18 protein-coding genes and 1 pseudogene are annotated in these 19969 nt (G+C 39.1%); 12 read left to right on the forward strand and 7 right to left on the reverse strand.

Annotated features, from left to right (window positions below; translation table 11 throughout):
* Positions 1 to 155 precede the first annotated feature (155 nt).
* From jag to rpmH, 5 genes and pseudogenes are all read right to left on the reverse strand, one after another.
* Positions 156 to 1115 carry an RNA-binding cell elongation regulator Jag/EloR gene (jag, locus tag ACTNA4_RS14400; RefSeq protein WP_441030729.1) on the reverse strand — a complete coding sequence of 320 codons (960 nt, stop codon included), beginning with the start codon at positions 1113 to 1115 and terminating at the stop codon, positions 156 to 158.
* Positions 1116 to 1127: 12 nt separating this feature from the next.
* The gene (gene yidC / locus ACTNA4_RS14405; RefSeq protein WP_441030731.1) at positions 1128 to 2393 is read right to left on the reverse strand and encodes a membrane protein insertase YidC; all 1266 of its coding nucleotides are present in this window, start codon (positions 2391 to 2393) and stop codon (positions 1128 to 1130) included.
* 84 nt (positions 2394 to 2477) lie between these two features.
* The gene (gene yidD, locus ACTNA4_RS14410; RefSeq protein WP_427807339.1) at positions 2478 to 2723 is read right to left on the reverse strand and encodes a membrane protein insertion efficiency factor YidD; all 246 of its coding nucleotides are present in this window, start codon (positions 2721 to 2723) and stop codon (positions 2478 to 2480) included.
* A gap of 85 nt (positions 2724 to 2808) precedes the next feature.
* Positions 2809 to 3135 (reverse strand): annotated as a pseudogene (gene rnpA, locus ACTNA4_RS14415) (ribonuclease P protein component); the annotation flags it as partial.
* Positions 3136 to 3185: 50 nt separating this feature from the next.
* Complete coding sequence (gene rpmH / locus ACTNA4_RS14420) at positions 3186 to 3320, reverse strand: 50S ribosomal protein L34 (protein WP_427807301.1); 135 nt, start codon at positions 3318 to 3320, stop codon at positions 3186 to 3188.
* A 397-nt stretch (positions 3321 to 3717) separates the two neighbouring features.
* Between rpmH and dnaA the strand changes: the two genes are divergently transcribed.
* From dnaA to ACTNA4_RS14480, 12 genes are all read left to right on the forward strand, one after another.
* The gene (gene dnaA / locus ACTNA4_RS14425; protein ID WP_427807302.1) at positions 3718 to 5136 is read left to right on the forward strand and encodes a chromosomal replication initiator protein DnaA; all 1419 of its coding nucleotides are present in this window, start codon (positions 3718 to 3720) and stop codon (positions 5134 to 5136) included.
* Between the two features lie 194 nt (positions 5137 to 5330).
* Positions 5331 to 6440 (forward strand): DNA polymerase III subunit beta, encoded by a 1110-nt coding sequence (dnaN, locus tag ACTNA4_RS14430; protein ID WP_441026448.1) that lies wholly within the window; start codon positions 5331 to 5333, stop codon positions 6438 to 6440.
* A 16-nt stretch (positions 6441 to 6456) separates the two neighbouring features.
* The gene (locus ACTNA4_RS14435) at positions 6457 to 6666 is read left to right on the forward strand and encodes an RNA-binding S4 domain-containing protein (RefSeq protein ID WP_441030733.1); all 210 of its coding nucleotides are present in this window, start codon (positions 6457 to 6459) and stop codon (positions 6664 to 6666) included.
* A 12-nt stretch (positions 6667 to 6678) separates the two neighbouring features.
* Complete coding sequence (recF, locus tag ACTNA4_RS14440; RefSeq protein WP_427819297.1) at positions 6679 to 7764, forward strand: DNA replication/repair protein RecF; 1086 nt, start codon at positions 6679 to 6681, stop codon at positions 7762 to 7764.
* Positions 7765 to 7774: 10 nt separating this feature from the next.
* On the forward strand, positions 7775 to 9691 hold the full coding sequence (gyrB, locus tag ACTNA4_RS14445) for a DNA topoisomerase (ATP-hydrolyzing) subunit B (protein WP_441030735.1): 1917 nt from the start codon (positions 7775 to 7777) through the stop codon (positions 9689 to 9691).
* Positions 9692 to 9864: 173 nt separating this feature from the next.
* Positions 9865 to 12435, forward strand: coding sequence for a DNA gyrase subunit A (gene gyrA, locus ACTNA4_RS14450; protein WP_441026452.1), 2571 nt, complete (start codon positions 9865 to 9867; stop codon positions 12433 to 12435).
* A complete protein-coding gene (locus ACTNA4_RS14455) occupies positions 12425 to 13105 on the forward strand; it encodes a response regulator transcription factor (RefSeq protein ID WP_441030737.1) in 681 nt (226 codons plus the stop codon). The genes gyrA and ACTNA4_RS14455 overlap by 11 nt, the downstream gene beginning before the upstream one ends.
* Complete coding sequence (locus ACTNA4_RS14460; RefSeq protein WP_441030739.1) at positions 13105 to 14157, forward strand: sensor histidine kinase; 1053 nt, start codon at positions 13105 to 13107, stop codon at positions 14155 to 14157. Before ACTNA4_RS14455 ends, ACTNA4_RS14460 begins: the two co-directional genes overlap by 1 nt.
* A gap of 92 nt (positions 14158 to 14249) precedes the next feature.
* Positions 14250 to 14969 (forward strand): response regulator transcription factor, encoded by a 720-nt coding sequence (locus ACTNA4_RS14465; RefSeq protein ID WP_441030741.1) that lies wholly within the window; start codon positions 14250 to 14252, stop codon positions 14967 to 14969.
* Between the two features lie 136 nt (positions 14970 to 15105).
* On the forward strand, positions 15106 to 16098 hold the full coding sequence (locus ACTNA4_RS14470; protein WP_441030743.1) for a sensor histidine kinase: 993 nt from the start codon (positions 15106 to 15108) through the stop codon (positions 16096 to 16098).
* Between the two features lie 76 nt (positions 16099 to 16174).
* Complete coding sequence (locus tag ACTNA4_RS14475) at positions 16175 to 16840, forward strand: ABC transporter ATP-binding protein (RefSeq protein ID WP_427819285.1); 666 nt, start codon at positions 16175 to 16177, stop codon at positions 16838 to 16840.
* The gene (locus ACTNA4_RS14480) at positions 16837 to 19254 is read left to right on the forward strand and encodes an FtsX-like permease family protein (protein ID WP_441030745.1); all 2418 of its coding nucleotides are present in this window, start codon (positions 16837 to 16839) and stop codon (positions 19252 to 19254) included. Before ACTNA4_RS14475 ends, ACTNA4_RS14480 begins: the two co-directional genes overlap by 4 nt.
* 104 nt (positions 19255 to 19358) lie before the next feature.
* On the opposite strand, the gene ACTNA4_RS14485 is transcribed toward ACTNA4_RS14480, so the two are convergent.
* Positions 19359 to 19682, reverse strand: a complete 324-nt coding sequence (locus ACTNA4_RS14485) for a hypothetical protein (RefSeq protein WP_441030747.1) — start codon at positions 19680 to 19682, stop codon at positions 19359 to 19361.
* Positions 19683 to 19827: 145 nt separating this feature from the next.
* The coding region (locus ACTNA4_RS14490) for a zinc ribbon domain-containing protein (RefSeq protein ID WP_441017401.1) at positions 19828 to 19969 on the reverse strand (142 nt) is incomplete at its 5' end.

Raw genomic sequence — 19969 nt, forward strand, 5'->3', positions numbered from 1 at the left:
TGCGCGATGCGCTTCATACACAGGTTGCAGTGGCATAAATCGCTATTTTATTAGCTGAAATATTGAATTTTCAAGGTACAAATCCCATTTTGGGTATGGGAAGTCTTAGTATTTAAAAAGAGCCGTTTCCTTTTCCAGGAAACGGCTCTCATTGATTATCGCCTGTTTGGAGTTACCACAACTCTTCTGTATGGCTCTTCTCCTTCGCTGTGTGTTGACACTCTGTCGTCATTCTGAAGTGCAGAATGAATGATTCTTCTTTCATATGGATTCATCGGCTCCAGAGATACCGGCTTTCTGGTACGTTTTACCTTATATGCGATATTCTTTGCCAGATTTTCAAGTGTCTGTTTTCTTCTTCTTCTGTAGTCTTCGGTATCAAGTTTTACTCTTACATAACCTTCCTGTGACTTATTCGCAACACGATTTGTAAGATACTGAAGAGAATCCAGTGTCTGACCGCGTTTTCCGATCAGGATTCCCATATCGTCACCCTTCATTTCAATGGCAAGTGCTCCGTCTTCATCTACTACCGAAGTAAATTCTACTTCACCCATTCCCATTGCCTTTAATACATCACGCAGGAAATCTTCACAGATCTTTTTGGTTTCTTCTGTAACCACTGCAACTTCGATTTCTTTGCGCTCCGGCTGCGATACTTCTTTCTTCTCTTCCTGAACAGGAGCTGCTGTTTCTTTCTTATACTCTTTCTTAAAATCTTTCTTGTACTCTTTTTTTGAATCTTTTTTATATTCTTTTTTGTAATCCTTATTATTCTCTTTCTTGGGATCTTTTTTGAAATCTTTACGGTTTTCTTTCTTGAAGTCATTCTTTATCTCATTTTTAACTTCATTCTTAACTTCAGATTTCTGTTCTTCTTTTACTTCCGGCTTAGATTCAAAAATTTCTGATACAGAAATGGTCTCTTCCTGCTCTGCTTTTTCTTTTTTAAGTCGGGCTTTGATGACTGCCTGTTTGCTTCCGATTCCGAAAAATCCTGTACTTCCTTTTTCGATGACATCATATTCCATCTGGTCACTTGAAACCCCCAGCTGAATGGAAGCTTCTGTGATTGCATCATCTAATGTTTTTGCCGAAACTGTAATTTCTTTCATCATCATTACCCCCTATTTATTGCTTTCATTGAACTTCTTGACCATATTTGCTTTTGATGCAAGACTTCCCTCTTTCGCATTTTCATTCAGTTTTCTTGCATTTTCAAGTTTTGCTTCCAAAGCCTTCTCTTCTTCGGCACTTCTGCTCTTTTCAATCTTGCGTCCCTTTTTCTGTGCCATTTCATTCACATACTGTGATTCAACTTTCTTCTTATTCTCACGTTTTTTAGCCGCTTTTTCCATATTCTGTTCGATCAGTTCATCCATCGGCATTTTGCTCAGATGTTTATTGATAAAGAACTGCTGAACCATACGTACTACCGCACTGGTGATCCAGTAAAGACCAAGACCGGTCGGCATCGTGAAACACATAAATACAGAAAGCAGAGGCATCGTGATGTTCATGGTCTTCATGGTTGCGGCAACCTGGTTCTCCTGATCAGTATTGCCATTGTTCTGAGGTACCATCTTCACACTCAGATACTGGGTCAGACCAGCAAAAATCGGAATCATAAGTGCTGCGATCACAATTCCGAATGCTCCGGCTGAGAATCCGTCTTTAATCAGGTTCAAAGGAGCTTCTGCAATGTTCAGTCCCAAAAAGTTGTTCATCTTTTCGAGTTGTGCCATTGTAGATTCAATTGTTGACTGCAGAGCCGGGAATCCTTCTTTCAAAGTTTCCCATGTGGAAGACTGGAATTTGTATAAAACATCAATCAGGATGTTCGTATTCGAATAATCGTATTTTGACGGATCCATCAGAATCGGTTTTGCTTCACCGATGGATTCCATTATTTTCTGCCATCCGTTTGTAGATGTAATTCCTTCAATCAACGGAGTATAGACATCTTTTACCTGACTTACATAAGCAGGTATACCACGAATTACATACCACATTGCCCAGAGGAACGGGAACTGGATAAACATCGGGAGACATCCGCTTGTAGGGGATACTCCATATTTTTCATAGACCAGCTGTGTCTCTTCCTGCATTTTCTCCATGGAAGCCTGGTCTTTCTTGCCCTGATACTTTTTCTGGATCTTCTGAATTTCAGGGTTCATTGCAGCAGACATCTTCGAAAACTTCTGCTGTTTAATCGTAAGCGGAATCATCAGTGTGTAAATAACGACTGTCAAAAGAATGATACAGATACCAATGTTCTGTATACCGAAGACTCCATTCATTACCCGGTAAATTCCATCCATAACTTTACCGAGCAGCCAGGCAGCCTGTCCGATAATCGGCGTGCTGACCTGTGTCATTACAAAACCTGTCATATTTTTTCCTCCATAATTTTCTAAAGACCTTTTACTTTGATTGGAAAATGAAGGTCTTCTGCCCCGAAACTGGGCAGCAAATCATTAAGGCACAGGATCATATCCGCCCTTCGCAAACGGATTGCACCGGAGTATTCTCCAGGCTGCAAGCAAACCGCCTTTAAGCGCTCCATATTTTTCAATTGCCTCCAACGCATATTCGGAACAGGTTGGAACATAAATACAATGATATCTTGTCTTTAATGGAGACAAATATTTTCTGTAAAAACGAATTAAAAATAGTAATAATCTCTTCAATTTTTCATCTCTCCGTGCCTTTTGCACATCCATCTTCCTGATATGCTGAACCGGCATGATCCGGTCCGGGTTCGCCTTTCTGCTGTTCATTTTTACAAATGTCCTGCTTCACGCAAACAATATTATGAAGTTTTCCCAAGTGGATGAGTGCGCTTTCAATCTCTCTGTACGATTTTTCTTTCGCTGACACTCTTGCTATAATTACAAAATCATATCCACATTGGAACATGTCCTCATGCAGCCTGTAACTCTCTCTTATCAGTCGGGTTAAATGATGTCTTACAATACTATTTCCGACTTTTTTGCTGACCGATATTCCGACCCGGTTCTTTCCAAGATCATTCTTCAGCACATACATAACGAGATACCGGTTGCCATAAGACTTTCCTCTACGGTAAACTACCTGGAAATCTTTGTTTTTTTTCAGTGATTCTGAAAATTTCATACGCTTCTTCCCCTGTTTTTTTGTAGAAGAAAAGGCCACATGTCTGCGGCCTAAGCTGATAATACTTTTCTTCCTTTTGCTCTTCTTGCTGCAAGAACTTTTCTTCCACCTGCTGTAGCCATTCTTGCTCTGAATCCATGAACTTTAGATCTTGAACGTTTTTTTGGCTGGAATGTCATTTTCATTGATATCCACCTCCTATCCGATTACTCCCTATTAAAATATTAGATTATAAACTTTTTAAGACATCATTTTTGATTATAGACAAAAAAGCTTGTAAAGTCAAGAAAAACACGGTTATTTTATCATCAACTTTATCCCCATTTTGTTGATAACTATGTGGAAAATGGTTGATAACCTGTGTATGGATATTTTTTTAACATAAAATAACGCGTATTTAAGCGATTTTCTCATGTTGAAAAGTTTTCCCTACTTATTTTTCATTGATTATATAGGAATTTTAATGTAGAATATATATGTATGATTATGCAATTTTATCTTTGAAGACATGTTTTCTTCTTATTGTAAATAGATTTTGACATAATCTGACCGACTATACGCTGAAATGGAGTTTTAACTAAGATGGATACTGTAAAAGAAAAATGGGAAGAGATTATTCAAAAACTGAAGGTAGAATACTTCTTATCAAATATATCCTTTGAAACATGGATCAGACCCCTTGAAGTATATGACATCGTAGGAGATACTTTGTATTTGTCCATCAACTTCAAGGCCAGCATTGAACATATACAGAATAAGTATCTTCTTCCGCTCAAAGTATGTATTGCTGAAGTAACCGGTGTGGAATATGATATTAAATTTATTCCAAAAGATATTCCTGATTCTGAGATGGCATTCTATAAAATGGAAAATAATCTAAATTCCCGACAGGAAGAACCAAAAGCAAAACCAAAAAACAAAAGAATTAATAATATTTCCGAGCAGGCGAATCTCAATCCGAAATATACCTTTGATACGTTCGTTGTCGGCGGAAACAATAATTTCGCCCATGCTGCTTCCCTTGCGGTAGCCGAATCACCGGGAGAAGTATACAATCCTCTCTTCCTTTACGGAGGTGTAGGATTGGGAAAAACGCATTTGATGCATTCAGTTGCTCATTATATTCTGGAGAAGGATCCTTCCAAAAAGGTGCTTTATGTAACCAGTGAGACATTTACCAACGAACTGATCGATGCGATCCGAATTGGTAAAACAGGAAATGAACTTGCAATGACTGCCTTCAGGGACAAGTACCGTAATAATGATGTACTTCTGATTGACGATGTACAGTTTATTATAGGAAAAGAAAGTACACAGGAAGAATTTTTCCATACATTCAATCACTTACACAATGCCGGAAAGCAGATCATTATTTCGAGTGATAAACCTCCAAAAGACATGGAGACTCTCGAAGCCCGTCTGCGAACCCGTTTTGAATGGGGATTGATTGCAGATATTTCCGCTCCGGATTATGAGACACGTATGGCCATTCTTTATAAGAAAATCGAAATTGACCAGCTGGAACGTTACAATATACCGAATGAAGTTATTCAGTATATAGCCACCAACATAAAAACCAATATCCGGGAACTTGAGGGTTCTCTTAATAAACTGATTGCTCTGTACCGGATCAATAATAATCAGAAAGAAATTGACATCAAACTGGCTGCCGAAGCATTAAAGGACCTCATTTCACCGAATGAGAACCGTGAAGTAACCCCTGAACTTATTATTGATGTCGTTTCTGAACACTTTAACATTCCGATTTCTGACCTGAAAAGCAGCAAAAGGAATGCTGAAATTGCAAATGCAAGGCAGATTGCCATGTACTTATGCCGTAAAATGACGGATACACCACTTAAAACCATAGGACTTCTTCTGGGTGGACGAGATCACTCCACTGTGAATCATGGTGTGGATAAAGTGGCAAATGATGTGGAAAAGAACGAAACTTTGAGGAATACTATCGACATTATTAAGAAAAAGATCAACCCGGTATAATTCATTCAAAAAGTTTTCCCAACCTCATAAACATCATTTTCTGAAGCTGTCAACGGACTTGTCCTTTTCTGAAATGCTTGATTTTCAAGGGGTTTAGGTACTTACCCACATTTCCACAGCCCCTAATAAGGATAAGGCGGATATTTTTTATATATATTATTTATAATTGCTCGTTGAAAGGAGTTATACACACTATGAAAATCAGATGTCAGAAGGCTGACCTTGTAAAGGGAGTCAGTATTGTATCAAAAGCTGTGCCGACCAAGACAACAATGCCAATTCTGGAATGTATCTTAATAGATGCTACAACAAACATTATCAAGCTCACAGCAAATGATATGGAACTGGGTATTGAAACTGTCATAGAAGGAAATATCGAACAAAAAGGAATGATCGCACTGGATGCGAGAATTTTCTCCGATATTGTAAGAAAGCTTCCCGATAATGATATTGTAATTGAGTCAGATGATAATCAGCAGACACTTATTACCTGTGAAAAAGCTAAATTTAATATTTCAGGCAAATCAGGAGAGGATTTCTCCTATCTTCCATATATCGAAAGAGAAGAACCGGTCATCATTTCCCAGTTCACTCTGAAAGAAGTGATCAGACAGACTATTTTCTCTATTGCAGATAATGACAGCAATAAATTAATGACTGGTGAACTTTTTGAAATCCATGATGATATGCTGAAGGTTGTTTCTCTGGATGGCCATCGTATTTCGATTCGTAAGATTGCCCTTAAGAAAGCTTATGATCCGCTTAAGGTTGTTGTTCCGGGAAAGACACTGATGGAAGTAAGTAAGATTCTTTCAGGAGAAGTAGATAGTGAAGTAAATCTGTATTTTACAAATAACCATATTGTTTTCGAATTTGATCAGACAGTCGTTGTTTCCAGATTAATTGAAGGTGAGTATTTTAAAATTGATCAGATGCTCTCAAATGATTATGAAACAAAAGTGAGAATTAACAAGAAAGAATTTTTGAACTGTATTGACCGTGCAACGCTTCTTGTAAAAGAAGGCGATAAAAAACCGGTAATTATTAATATCACAGATGAAATCATGGAACTGAAGATCAAATCACAGCTTGGAACCATGGATGAAGAAATTATGATTACAAAAGAAGGAAGAGATCTTCTGATCGGATTCAATCCGAAATTCCTGATTGATGCTCTTAGAGTGATTGAAGACGAAGAGGTTGACCTATATTTTATGAATGCCAAGGCACCATGTTTCATTAAGGATGAAAAGGAAACGTATATTTACCTGATTCTTCCGGTGAACTTCAGCGGCGTGGCATAAGACAAGAGGAGAAACTATGTATACGATTAAGTTGAGAGAAGAATATATCAAGCTTGGACAGGCACTGAAGGCTGCAGGGCTGGTGTCTTCCGGAATTGAAGCGAAAGAAGTAATCATGGACGGTCTTGTAAAGGTAAATGGAGAGGTAGATGCAAGACGTGGCAAGAAGCTGTACGATGGAGATACGGTTTCTTACGATGGGGAAGATATTAAAATTGAAAAATAAGTTGGTGTGTCTATGATTATCAAATCATTGAAGTTGAAAGATTACAGAAATTATGAATTGCTGAATATTGAATTTGATAAGGCAACCAATATTTTCTACGGAGACAATGCGCAGGGAAAGACAAATATCCTGGAAGCTGTGTACCTTTCCGGTACGACAAAGTCGCACAGAGGAACCAGAGATAGGGATTTGATCCGGTTCGGACAGGAGGAGTCTCATATCGAGACGATCATAGAGAAGAACAAAGTTCCCTGGCAGATCGATATGCATTTGAAGAAGAACAGTCCAAAAGGAATCGCGATCAATAAGGTTCCGATCCGAAAAGCGAGTGAGCTTTTTGGGCTGATGAATTTTGTGTTTTTTTCGCCGGAGGATCTGAATATTATCAAAAACGGCCCGGCGGAAAGAAGAAGATTCATGGATCTGGAATTGTCCCAGCTAGATAAAGTCTATCTTCGGGATCTGGCAAATTATAACCGGATCGTCAATCAGAGAAATAAGCTTCTGAAAGATGCCGTGTATCAGTCGGAGCTTATCGATACTCTGGATGTCTGGGATATGCAGCTGGTCGCATACGGAGATAAGATTATTGCCAGGAGAAAGAAGTTTATTTCTGAAGTAAATGAAATCATTGATGAGATACATTACAGGCTGACGGGTGGCAAAGAGAGAATATGCCTCTCCTATGAATCGGGATGCGGTGCATATTCGCTGGAAGCTGCTCTTAAGAGAAACAGAGAGAGGGATATCCGGACAAAGAGCACCTCTGCCGGTCCGCATCGGGACGATATCTGCTTCATGGCAGGAGAACTGGATATCCGCAAATTCGGTTCCCAGGGACAGCAGAGAACGGCGGCTCTTTCGCTCAAACTTTCTGAAATTGAACTGGTAAAACTGATTATAAGGGATACTCCGGTGCTTTTACTTGACGATGTTTTGTCTGAACTCGATAAACACAGGCAAAACTATTTATTAGACAGTATTCATGATATACAGACTCTGATCACCTGTACAGGCCTGGATGAGTTTGTAAATCACAGATTTTCAATAAACAAAGTATTTCATGTTCTTAACGGACATGTATCAAACGAGAATTAGGAGGATAGGTATGAGTGCAGAATATGGGGCAGACCAGATCCAGATATTGGAAGGGCTGGAAGCAGTAAGAAAAAGACCTGGAATGTATATTGGAAGTACATCAACCAGAGGGCTTCATCATCTTGTATACGAGATCGTAGACAACTCAGTAGATGAGGCGCTTGCAGGATATTGTGATCACATTCAGGTTTTCATCAATCCGGATAATTCGATTACCGTCATTGACAATGGACGTGGGATTCCGGTAGGAATCAATCATAAAGCCGGACTTCCGGCAGTGGAAGTCGTATTTACCGTACTGCATGCCGGCGGAAAGTTCGGCGGTGGAGGATACAAGGTATCCGGCGGTCTTCACGGAGTAGGGGCTTCTGTTGTAAATGCATTGTCAAACTGGCTGGAAGTAGAAATCTGTTCTGAAGGTAAGATTTACAAACAGCGCTATGAAAGAGGCCATGTTATTTATAAACTAAAAGTAGTCGGAGAATGTGATCCGGCAAAAACAGGAACGAAAGTCACATTTCTTCCGGATGATACGATCTTTGAAGATACGGTATTTGATTATGATACATTAAAACAGCGATTCCGTGAGATGGCATTTCTTACAAAAGGGCTGAAGATCAGCCTTACCGATCTGCGTGACGAAGAACCGAAAGAAAAAGTGTTCCACTATGAAGGCGGAATCAAGGAATTTGTAGAATATCTGAACAGAAGCAAGACACCGCTCTATGAGCAGATTATCTACTGCGAAGGAACGAAGGATAATGTTCAGGTTGAAGTTGCGATGCAGCACAACGATTCCTACACAGACAATACTTACGGGTTCGTAAATAATATTACCACACCGGAGGGCGGAACGCATGTGATAGGATTCAGAAATGCCCTGACAAAAACATTTAACGATTATGCAAGAAAGAATAAATTATTAAAAGACAGTGAGCCGAATCTGTCCGGGGAAGATATTCGTGAAGGGCTGACTGCGATCATCAGTGTCAAAATTGAAGATCCGCAGTTTGAAGGACAGACGAAGCAGAAGCTCGGAAACAGCGAGGCAAGAGGTGCAGTTGACAGTATTGTCAGCACTCAGCTTCAGATATTCCTGGAACAAAATCCTTCGGTCGGAAAGACGATCATTGAAAAATCCGTACTTTCCCAGAGGGCGCGTGAGGCGGCAAGAAAAGCGAGAGATCTGACGAGAAGAAAATCAGCTCTGGAAGGAATGTCTCTTCCGGGAAAACTGGCAGACTGCTCCGACAAGGATCCTGCAAACTGCGAAATCTATATCGTAGAGGGAGATTCCGCGGGAGGTTCCGCGAAAACAGCGCGTGACCGTGCAACACAGGCCATACTTCCGCTCCGTGGAAAAATTCTTAACGTTGAAAAAGCAAGGCTGGATAAAATCTATGCCAACGCTGAAATCAAAGCGATGATCACTGCATTCGGAACCGGAATTCATGATGATTTTGACATTTCAAAGCTGCGTTACCATAAGATCATTCTTATGACAGATGCCGATGTGGATGGTGCTCATATCAGTACGTTATTGTTAACATTTTTGTACAGATTTATGCCGGAATTGATTAAACAGGGATACGTTTATCTCGCACAGCCGCCACTTTTTAAACTGGAAAAGAACAAAAAAGTGTGGTATGCATACAGTGATGAAGAACTGAATGCGATTTTGAAAGAAGTAGGACGTGACAGCAGCAATAAAATCCAGCGTTATAAAGGTCTTGGAGAGATGGATGCAGACCAGCTCTGGGAGACAACCATGGACCCGAAACATCGAATTCTGAAGCGTGTAACGATGGACGACGAGACCTCATCTGAACTGGATCTTACATTCACCACGCTCATGGGCGATAAAGTAGAGCCAAGACGTGAATTCATCGAAGAAAACGCGAAGTTTGTTAAAAACCTGGATATCTAGTATTTCGCAGCGGCAGCTGAAAGAAGAAAAAGACAATTTCATGTTCACATGAAAATTGGCTTATTCTTCTTTCAAGGTTGGCATTGCAAATGCCAACCCATCGAGAAAATCGCAGATTTTCGAGAAGGCTGCAGCTGTAAAAGCTGCATTCCAACCAAAAGGAGAAGAAAAAAATGGAAGATAATATTTTCGACAAAGTCCATGAAGTGGATATGAAGAAAACTATGGAAGATTTTTATATCGATTATGCCATGAGTGTTATTGCTTCGCGTGCGCTTCCTGATGTGCGGGATGGTTTGAAGCCTGTACAGAGACGAATTCTTTATTCAATGATAGAGCTGAACAACGGACCTGACAAACCGCATCGTAAATGTGCACGTATTGTCGGTGATACGATGGGTAAATATCATCCGCACGGTGACAGTTCTATTTATGGTGCGCTGGTAAATATGGCTCAGGACTGGTCTATGAGATATACGCTTGTTGACGGACACGGAAACTTTGGTTCTGTGGACGGAGACGGCGCTGCGGCTATGCGATACACCGAAGCAAGACTCAGCAAAATTTCCATGGAAATGACTGCTGATATTAATAAAAATACCGTTGATTTCGTACCGAACTTTGATGAGACGGAGAAGGAGCCTACCGTCCTTCCGGCAAGATTTCCGAACCTTCTGGTAAACGGAACTTCCGGTATTGCAGTCGGTATGGCGACCAATATTCCGCCGCACAATCTGCGGGAAGTCATTGGTGCCGTAGTGAAGATCATTGATGATCAGATTGCAGATAAAGAAGAGACAACCATCGAAGAAATCATGGAAATCATCAAAGGACCTGATTTCCCGACCGGAGCAACGATCCTTGGAACAAGAGGCATCGAAGAAGCTTACCGTACAGGACGTGGTAAGATCCGTGTTCGTGCAGTGACGAATATCGAGCCGATGGCAAACGGAAAGAATCGTATCGTTGTGACGGAGCTTCCGTACATGGTAAATAAAGCGCGACTGATCGAGAAAATTGCAGAGCTTGTAAAAGATAAAAAGATTGACGGAATCACAGACCTCAGCGATCAGTCAAACAGAGAAGGTATGCGTGTATGCATTGAACTGCGCCGTGATGTGAATCCGAACGTTATTTTAAATCAACTATATAAACATACACAGCTTCAGGATACGTTCGGCGTTATTATGCTTGCACTGGTAAATAATGAGCCGAAGGTTATGAATATTCTTGAGATGCTGAACCATTATCTGGAGCATCAGGAGGATGTCGTAACAAGAAGAACGAAATATGATCTGAATAAAGCCGAAGAACGTGCCCACATTTTAGAGGGCTTATTGATCGCGCTCGATAATATTGACCGGGTAATCGCAATCATCCGTGGTTCCAAGACGGTGCAGATTGCGAAAGAATCTCTCATGAAGGAATTCAATCTCAGTGATGCGCAGGCACAGGCAATCGTAGATATGCGTCTGAGGGCTCTTACCGGACTGGAAAGAGAGAAGCTAGAAGCAGAATATGCAGAACTGATGAAGAAAATTGCAGAATATAAAGCAATTCTTGCAGACAGAAAATTGCTTCTCGGTGTGATCAGAAAAGAAATTCTCGTGATTTCTGAGAAATACGGAGATGAGAGAAGAACGTCCATCGGATTTGATGAGTACGACATTTCCATGGAAGATCTGATTCCGAAGGAAGATGTAGTCATCACCATGACAAAACTTGGCTATATCAAGCGCATGAGCAATGATACTTTCAAGAGCCAGAACCGCGGTGGCAAGGGAATCAAAGGCATGCAGACACTGGAAGAAGATTACGTGGAAGAACTGTTTATGACGAATACACATCAGTATATCATGTTCTTCACCAGCACCGGACGCGTGTACCGCATGAAAGGTTACGAGATTCCGGAAGCCGGAAGAACCTCCAGAGGAACTGCGATTATCAATCTTCTGCAGCTTCAGCCGGATGAGAAGATCACCGCAATGATTCCGATTAAGGATTACAGAGATGGAGATTATCTGTTCATGGCAACCAAGAAAGGTCTTGTAAAGAAGACTCCGATTTGCGAATATGCAAATGTGAGAAAGACAGGACTTGCTGCAATCACGCTCAGAGAAGATGATGAACTGATTGAAGTAAAAACAACAGATAACGAATGCGATATTATTCTGGTAACAAAATACGGACAGTGCATCCGTTTCCACGAGAAAGATGTCCGCGCAACAGGAAGAACTTCCATGGGTGTTCGCGGTATGAACTTAAGTGACCGCGATGAAGTGGTGGCAATGCAGCTTGATACACAGGGAGAAGACCTTCTGATCGTGTCCGAAAAAGGTATGGGAAAACGTACCATGATGGAAGAATTCACCTCTCAGAACCGTGGCGGTAAGGGTGTGAAATGTTATAAGATTACTGAAAAGACCGGTAATGTAGTAGGAGCAAAGGCGATAAATCGCAATGATGAAATTATGATCATCAATACCGATGGAATCGTGATCCGCATGGAATGTAAGGGAATCTCCGTTCTCGGAAGAATTACTTCTGGTGTAAAATTGATCAACCTTAAGGAGAAAGAAGAAGTTGCCAGTATTGCCAAAGTGCGTCATGCATCCAAAGAGCTGGAGGGTGATATTTCTGAAAATGAAGAAGAACCGGTAGGAACTTTGGAAGAGATTGAGACAGTATCAGAGGATATGGAAGGCGATAGCGAAATGACAGAAGGACAGCCGGATGAGGAATAAAGTACTTCTGGTCGAGGATGATTGCCTCATCATAGAAAATCTTACAGAATTTCTGACAGGAGAAGGTTTTGAAATCTGTTCGGTCGACGGACAGCAAAAGGCAATGAACCTTCTCGAGGAACAAAAATTTGACTTGATTTTGCTGGATATAACACTGGCACAGGGAAATGGATACAGCGTCTGCACGGCGGTGAAGGCGCTGTACCGGATTCCGATTATATTTCTGACTGCACTGGACGATGAATTCTCAGTAGTGACAGGTCTGGATATGGGAGCCGACGATTACATCAGCAAACCATTCCGGCCGCGCGAACTGGTATCCAGAATGCGAATGGTAATCCGCAGATTTTACGGAGAAAAAGAAAAAATCCAGCTTCAGACAGGCAGACTGGAGATTGATGCATCAAGAGGAATCGTAAAAAAAGACGGCCGGGAAATCTTTCTGACTTCTTTGGAGTACAGACTTCTTCTGATGTTTTTACAGAAAAAAGGCAAAGTGCTTTCCAGAGATTATATTCTGGAAGAACTTTGGAATATCGCCGGTGAATATGTAAATGATAATACACTTACTGTATACATTAAGAGGCTCAGGGAGAAGATTGAAGATTCACCTCAAAACCCTCAGATCATCAAAACAGTAAGAGGACTTGGCTATAAAATGGAGGAGTAATGGGTATTTTTCGAAACAGAGAAATTAAATTACAGTTATTGTCTGGAGGAGGAGCAACTGCATTTATCAGTGCGCTCCTTTTTTTCGCATCTGTATTTGGAAAAAATAAATGGTCACCGGAAACAGTGTTTCTGCTGAAAGGCGGAGCTGCAGGAGCACTTCTATGCGGAATCATTTTGCTTTTGATCTGGATGATATTTGCAGGAAAAAGATATCATGAAATCAGGGTACTTACCATGGAAATGGATGCAATCCTTCACGGAAAGGCAGACCTGAACTTAAGCAGAATGCGGGAAGGAGACCTGGAAATCCTGCGGGATGAAATTCAGAAAATGATCATAAGACTGAGGGAACAAAATGAATGCATCCAGAAAGAAAAACGGAACCTTGCCAATTCCCTGACCGACATTTCCCATCAGATCCGCACCCCGCTTACATCATTGAACCTGATGCTGGAAAAAATCAAATCACCGGAGACACCGGAAGAACAAAAACGAAAACTGTGCCGCGACATGGAACAGATGCTCGGAAGAATAGAATGGCTGATCACATCCCTCCTAAAAATGGCAAAACTGGATGCCGGAACCATCACATTTAAGAAAAATGAAATTTCCGTTCAAAACCTTATCCAGGAATCCATGCAGCCATTTGAAATCGCGATGGAACTGAGAAACCAGAAATTCACGACGCATGGCGAAAAAAATATTTCTATCAATTGCGATAAAAAATGGATGGAAGAAGCCATCGGAAACGTGATCAAAAATGCGATGGAACACACACCGGAAGACGGAACCATCTGCACTTCCTGGAGAGAAAATCCAATCTATACAGAAATTAGCATCACAGATTCAGGAGAAGGAATCGAAGAAAAAGATATGCCACATCTGTTTGAACGGTTCTACAGAGGAAGAAAGACAGAAACTTTGAATTTCGGTGTGGGACTGGCATTTGCAAGACTGGTTATCACATCCCACGAAGGAGTGATATTCGCCGAAAATGTAAAAGATGGCGGAGCAAGATTTATAATTCGGTTTTATAAAATGGTGGTGTAGGAGCCAGGGGACGCTCCTTTTGCCACGCCCAGCGCCCTTTGGCTTGTGGGTGGCAAAAGGATTTCCAAAGTCACTAAAAGAAGGTGAGAAATATGGAGAAAATTTTGATTGTAGAAGATGATGAAATGGTTCGATGCGGAATAGAGGATATTTTGAAAATGAGAGATTGGAAAACAGAAACAGCATCAACATTTGCAGAAGGAATGGAAAAAATCAAAGCAAATAAGTATATGCTCTACATATTGGATATGAAACTTCCGGATGGAAATGGAATCTCCCTTTGTCGAGAAATCAGAAAAAGGACTAGAAATCCAGTTTTATTTTTATCAGCATATGACAGCGAGGGATATATTGTTGAAGGCTTTGAAGCCGGCGGTGATGATTATGTCATAAAACCATTTCGGACATTTGAACTTCTTGCAAGAGTCAAATCTCTTTTAAAACGATCTGAACAAAATCAAGAAGAAAAGAGAAAAACAGGAATCAAAAGCGGAGAATTTGTTTTAAATTTTGATCGACAGTCTCTCGTAAAAAATCAAATTCCGATAGAACTGACTTTGACAGAATATCGAATTTTATATTGCTTAATCGTAAATTCACCGCAGATAATTTCAAGAGCAAAGCTTCTGGAAATTATTTGGGATTCCAATGAGAATTTTGTAGATGATAATGCATTATCGGTTTATATTAATCGAATCAGAAGCAAGATTTCCGGAGATAGTAAGGAAATCTTGATTGAGACAAAAAGAGAAATCGGATATCGGTGGACAATACAAACGGAGGAAATATATGAGACCATTTCAGAAAAATAGAATCAGAAATATTTGTGTAAAATGGCTGGCAGTCTTTGCTTTTATGCTGACTGCCTTTTTTATATATCAACAGATTCTTGGAAATGCATATGAAAAACAAGTTGTTTCCTGGATTGGTGAACTGAAGGAGACAGATATGGAGCATGCGGTGTTTAGGTCATTTGATGAAGAAAAATATGAGTTAGGAAGCATTCAAATGAAAAATGCCGGATATGAAGAAAGTGGAAAATTATATTTAAAAGAAAATATTAAAACATACGGTCGACTTTTTTACTGTATTACTGCTTTTTTTATTTGTTTTGCTGGATTAATTCTGGAAATATGCAGAAATGAAAGAACAGAAAAAGAAATTGTTCAATATATGGAACAGGAAAAAAAGCGGATATATGAGCAGGTTCAAAAAGAAAAAACAATTGTCCAGAATGAAAGAAAAAAGATGGGAACTTATATGGAAAATATATCCCATCAGTTAAAAACACCAATGGCAGGAATGTTGCTTACTCTTGAAAATCTGACAGAACTAGAAGAAAACCAAAAGAAAAAAGAAAAACTGGAGAGCTGTGTAAATCAACTTTGTTGGATGAAAGATATGACAATCGTTTTACTGAGACTTGCACAAATCGATGCGGGAAAAATCTGGATGAAAAGAAAACGAGAAAATTTAACTGTATTGATTGAAAAATGTATTGACAGAATAAAAATTCTTGCAGAAGAAAAATATATTTTCATTCATTATGAATCCGAAGAAGAATGTATTTTATCTTGTGATGCATTCTGGATTCAGGAAGCAATAGAAAATGTATTGAAAAATGCAATTGAATTTACTTCACAGTGTGGAATAGTTAATGTTTTACTTCTTGACAGTGGGGATAATTATGTAATTCAGATATTTAATAGTGGAAAAAGTCTGGAAGGAAACGAAAGAGAGCATATATTTGACCGGTTTTATCAGATAGAAGAGGGAAAAAACAAAGGCTTTGGCATTGGGTTAAATTTATCAAGAGAAATCATAAGTCTTCATCAGGGTACCCTTCAGGTAGTTGATTCAAAAAAAGAAGGGACTACATTTGAATTCCGGATTCCGAAGATGGTTGCAAAAGAAGCAGATAAAAATCTTACGGAATCGTAAGAATACGAGTAAGAGAATTGAAAGATAAATATGATAAACTGAAAACAACAGATAAGCAAAATATGGAAGGAAAGAAATGAAAGCAGCTATTCAGTTTAAAAATGTAAATAAAAAATATCAATTTGGTCAAAAAAATATTACTGCATTAAGAAATTTTTCTATTGAAGTGGAAGAAGGAGAATTTGTCGCAATTATGGGAAGAAGCGGATCGGGGAAATCTACGTTTCTCAAAATTGCAGGAACACTAGAGAAACCAGATTCGGGTGAAGTGTTTCTAAATGGAAGAGAAATAAACAAGCTTACTGAAAAGCAAAAATGCAAAATAAGGCAAAAACATATAGGATTTGTATTTCAACAGTATCAGCTTCTTCAAGAATATACAATTTGGGATAATGTTTGTATGCCACTTTACATTTCGCATGATACTCCGGATTATCAACATTTACAGCATGTGTTAGAAAGAGTTGGTATGTGGGAAAGACGAATGGATTATCCGGATCAGCTTTCCGGAGGAGAGCAGCAAAGGGTTGCAATTGCCCGTGCGATGGCAGCAAAACCGGAAATTATTCTTGCAGATGAGCCGACCGGAAATTTAGATTATTATACAGGTCAGGAAGTGATGCAGATGATTTGTATGTCAAGAGAAATTTATAGACAAACGATTGTAATGGTGACGCATGATATAGAAAGTGCAAATTATGCAGATCGAATTGTAACAATAGAAGATGGTAGACTACGATGAAAAAAGAAATGAATCCCAAAAAGATTGAGCGAAATCTGAGTTTTAAAAGAATAAAGAAACAGAAGAAATACAGTATCCAGATTCTTTGTATTTCCATTCTGGCATGCGCTTTAATACAGCTTGATCTACAGATGACATCAGGTATCATTGATGCATTTCGGGAAAGCCGGAAAGAAGTATATGGTGAGTGGGAAAGGATGATGGTAGAAACAGATTATAAAGACAGATCTGCTGCAAGGGATAACCCATTTCTTGAAAAGACAGGTGAAATCAATATTTATGGTGTTCTTGAAGGAGACTATCTGGAAAACACTCAGTGGAACATAGGAACGATGGATGAAGACGCATGGAATCTGGGACGTTTGGAATTGAAAGAGGGAAAATTTCCGGAAAATGAAAATGAAATCGCTATGGAATATAGCATGCTTGCTCTTCTAGGATACGAAGATAAAATAGGTGAAAAAATCACGTTAAGAATCATACCGTCCATAGAGTTTCATCATGAAGAAACATCGGTAGAACTGTCCTACACTTTGTGTGGAATCATCAAAGACTATCAAGTAAACTGGGATATCAGCTTAAGACATAGATTACCAACTGGAATTGTGACTAATGAAGGGGCAGAAAGAATAGGGAGTCCATTGGAAACGCATATGCTTATTAAGGCAAAAGATGGATATGAAAATGTTTATGAAGACATGGAAAAAAGTGAAGATATTTCTTGTGCCATGGTTGAAAATTTTAGTGATGGGAGATTGATAACAGACAAAATCCCATATGAAGATTTTTTGATAACCATAAGAATATTGATTGCCGGATCTGCAATTTGTGTGCTATTTATTACGATTTCTCATTCCATTGATGAAAGAGAACAATTTTGGAAATTTCTATATGCATTAGGAATGGTAAAGAGTCAAATGGTTCAGATGATTTTATGGGAAGCTGGAATTTATGGAAGTATTTCACTTACTATAGGGACTCTTATGGGAGTCGCTCTTTATAAAATCAGTTTACCGGTCCTAAAGGTCATATCAGGACAAAATATTATCTCGAAGATTTTTGTAAAGTCAATGTTAAATGGAATTTTATGGAGCGGGCTTATTATTGTAACCGGTTATTTATTATCATGCATGAGATTAAATAAAATTCTAAAATCAGGAGGTGAAAGAAGAAATAAAAAAATCAAAAAGAGAAGGAGCTGTTCTATTTCAAAATTTACACCCTTTTCCGTAGTTATGAGCGAGTGGAAATATAAAGGTGTAAGAAAAATCGTTCAGATTTTATTACTATCCAGTGCAATAAGTATTGTGTTGTTTGGAATTCTTGAAGTAAGAAATAAAAAAGTAAATCTGGAAGAGTTTAAACAAACGACAGGAAATGGATATAGTCTAGATACGACAGATTTTCCGGAAGTATCTGGTATAAGAAAAAGTGATATTGCATTATTTTCTCAGATTGCCGGAGTAGAATCAGTAGAAACTTATCAAGTCAGCGCCAGTGGGGAATTTACCATTGATTTGTCTGAATACTCGGATAATAGATATTTTCAGGAAGTTGTAAAAACCGAACAGAATTTTAATGAAAATGTAGAAATCAATAAAATATCATTAAGCGTATTAGGCGTTAATGAGTGGGAAAATATAGAACGATTTGTGAGAAATATGACGGAAGGAAGTATCAATCAAAATGACTTTCAAAATGGAAATTTCTGCATATTACTGCTTCCTCCTTTAGAAAAAACATCATATGGATATCTGGGAAATGTAACCGAAGAAGAATATCAGGAATCATTTCTCATGGAAAATGATCTGAAAGTTGGAGATACGCTAAAAATATCTCATTGGGAAGTGAATGGGTATACAGAAGAAAAACAAATTCAAATCAGTGGGATACTTAGAACAGCAAAAAAAGAAGATATTCGATCCCCGTTTCCAGGAGGAAGTGGAATCCAGATCATTGTAGGAGGAAAATTTTGGAAAACTTTTCAAGTAAACAATATGAATGAGTATTGTCAGAAGGTAAGAATTAATCTTTCAGATGATGCAGATGTATTTGATACAGAAGAACATTTGTTAAAATGTATCAAGAAAATGGGTACTGTAAACATTGATAACTATCATCAGGAATATATACAAAGACAACAGGATATGTATTCGTTTCTGGGAATGTATAGTGTATTTACGGTATTTTATCTAATATTGGTATTCATAGTTCTTTATCAGATGCTAGAAGCAGAAGAGTATGAAGCAAAGAGGAGTCTGGAAATTTTTCGTGCACTAGGGATGGAAGAAGAGTTTATTAGGAAAAAGAAGAAAATTGAGATTGGAGTGATGGGAATATTGGCGGTTTTGGGGAGTGGAATTGTTGCTTTTGGGGCGCTCCTTTTGTCACGCCCAGCGCCCTTTGGCTTTTAAGTTTTAAGTGTGAGGGGACGCTCCTTTTGTATTGCTCAGAGCTCTTTGGCTTGTGGGTGGCAAAAGGAGCGTCCCCAGTATCTTTTTCAAGGGGAGATTTGTGTTTACTTAATTACCGAAATCGTTCCTTCGTGAAAACTAATAGAACTAGGGCTGGCACTGAGTATTCCAAGATTATAATAACAATCTTTAGTAGCAGTATACTGGTAAGAAACTTCATTTGTATTGAAAATTTCCATTTCTTCTTTCAGTTCTCCATCGATAATAGGTAAAATACAAAAAATAGATGTTGAATGCCCATAAGTTGGATAAAGTGAGGATTCAAATTTGATAACATCACCTTTTTTTAATTCCCATCTTGTATTATTCGGAGTAGTAAGTACCACAAGTGAGTTGTTCATCATAATAATTTCAGGAGTGCAATTCACAGTGACACGCTCCCACTACTTAAGCCCTAAAGCTTTGAAGTAGGGGCTTCTTACTCAATAGCCCGATAGGGCTAAGTATCAATAAGCTATCCCCGCGTGCCCCGCGGTTCTTTTCTGCCCGGTTACGGGCATATTTCAGGCGCAATTATGCGCATAAAATTCTTTTTCCTTCTTCTCGGATATTGATCGCTGCATTCACATCCCGATCCATCCGATTCCCGCACCCACATTCATAGATCCGTTCTGACAGTGACAATTCTTTCTTGATCTTTCCGCATTTGCTGCAG

Source organism: Bariatricus sp. HCP28S3_A7, assembly GCF_052066375.1.
In the GTDB taxonomy this organism is placed as follows: domain Bacteria; phylum Bacillota; class Clostridia; order Lachnospirales; family Lachnospiraceae; genus Allocoprococcus.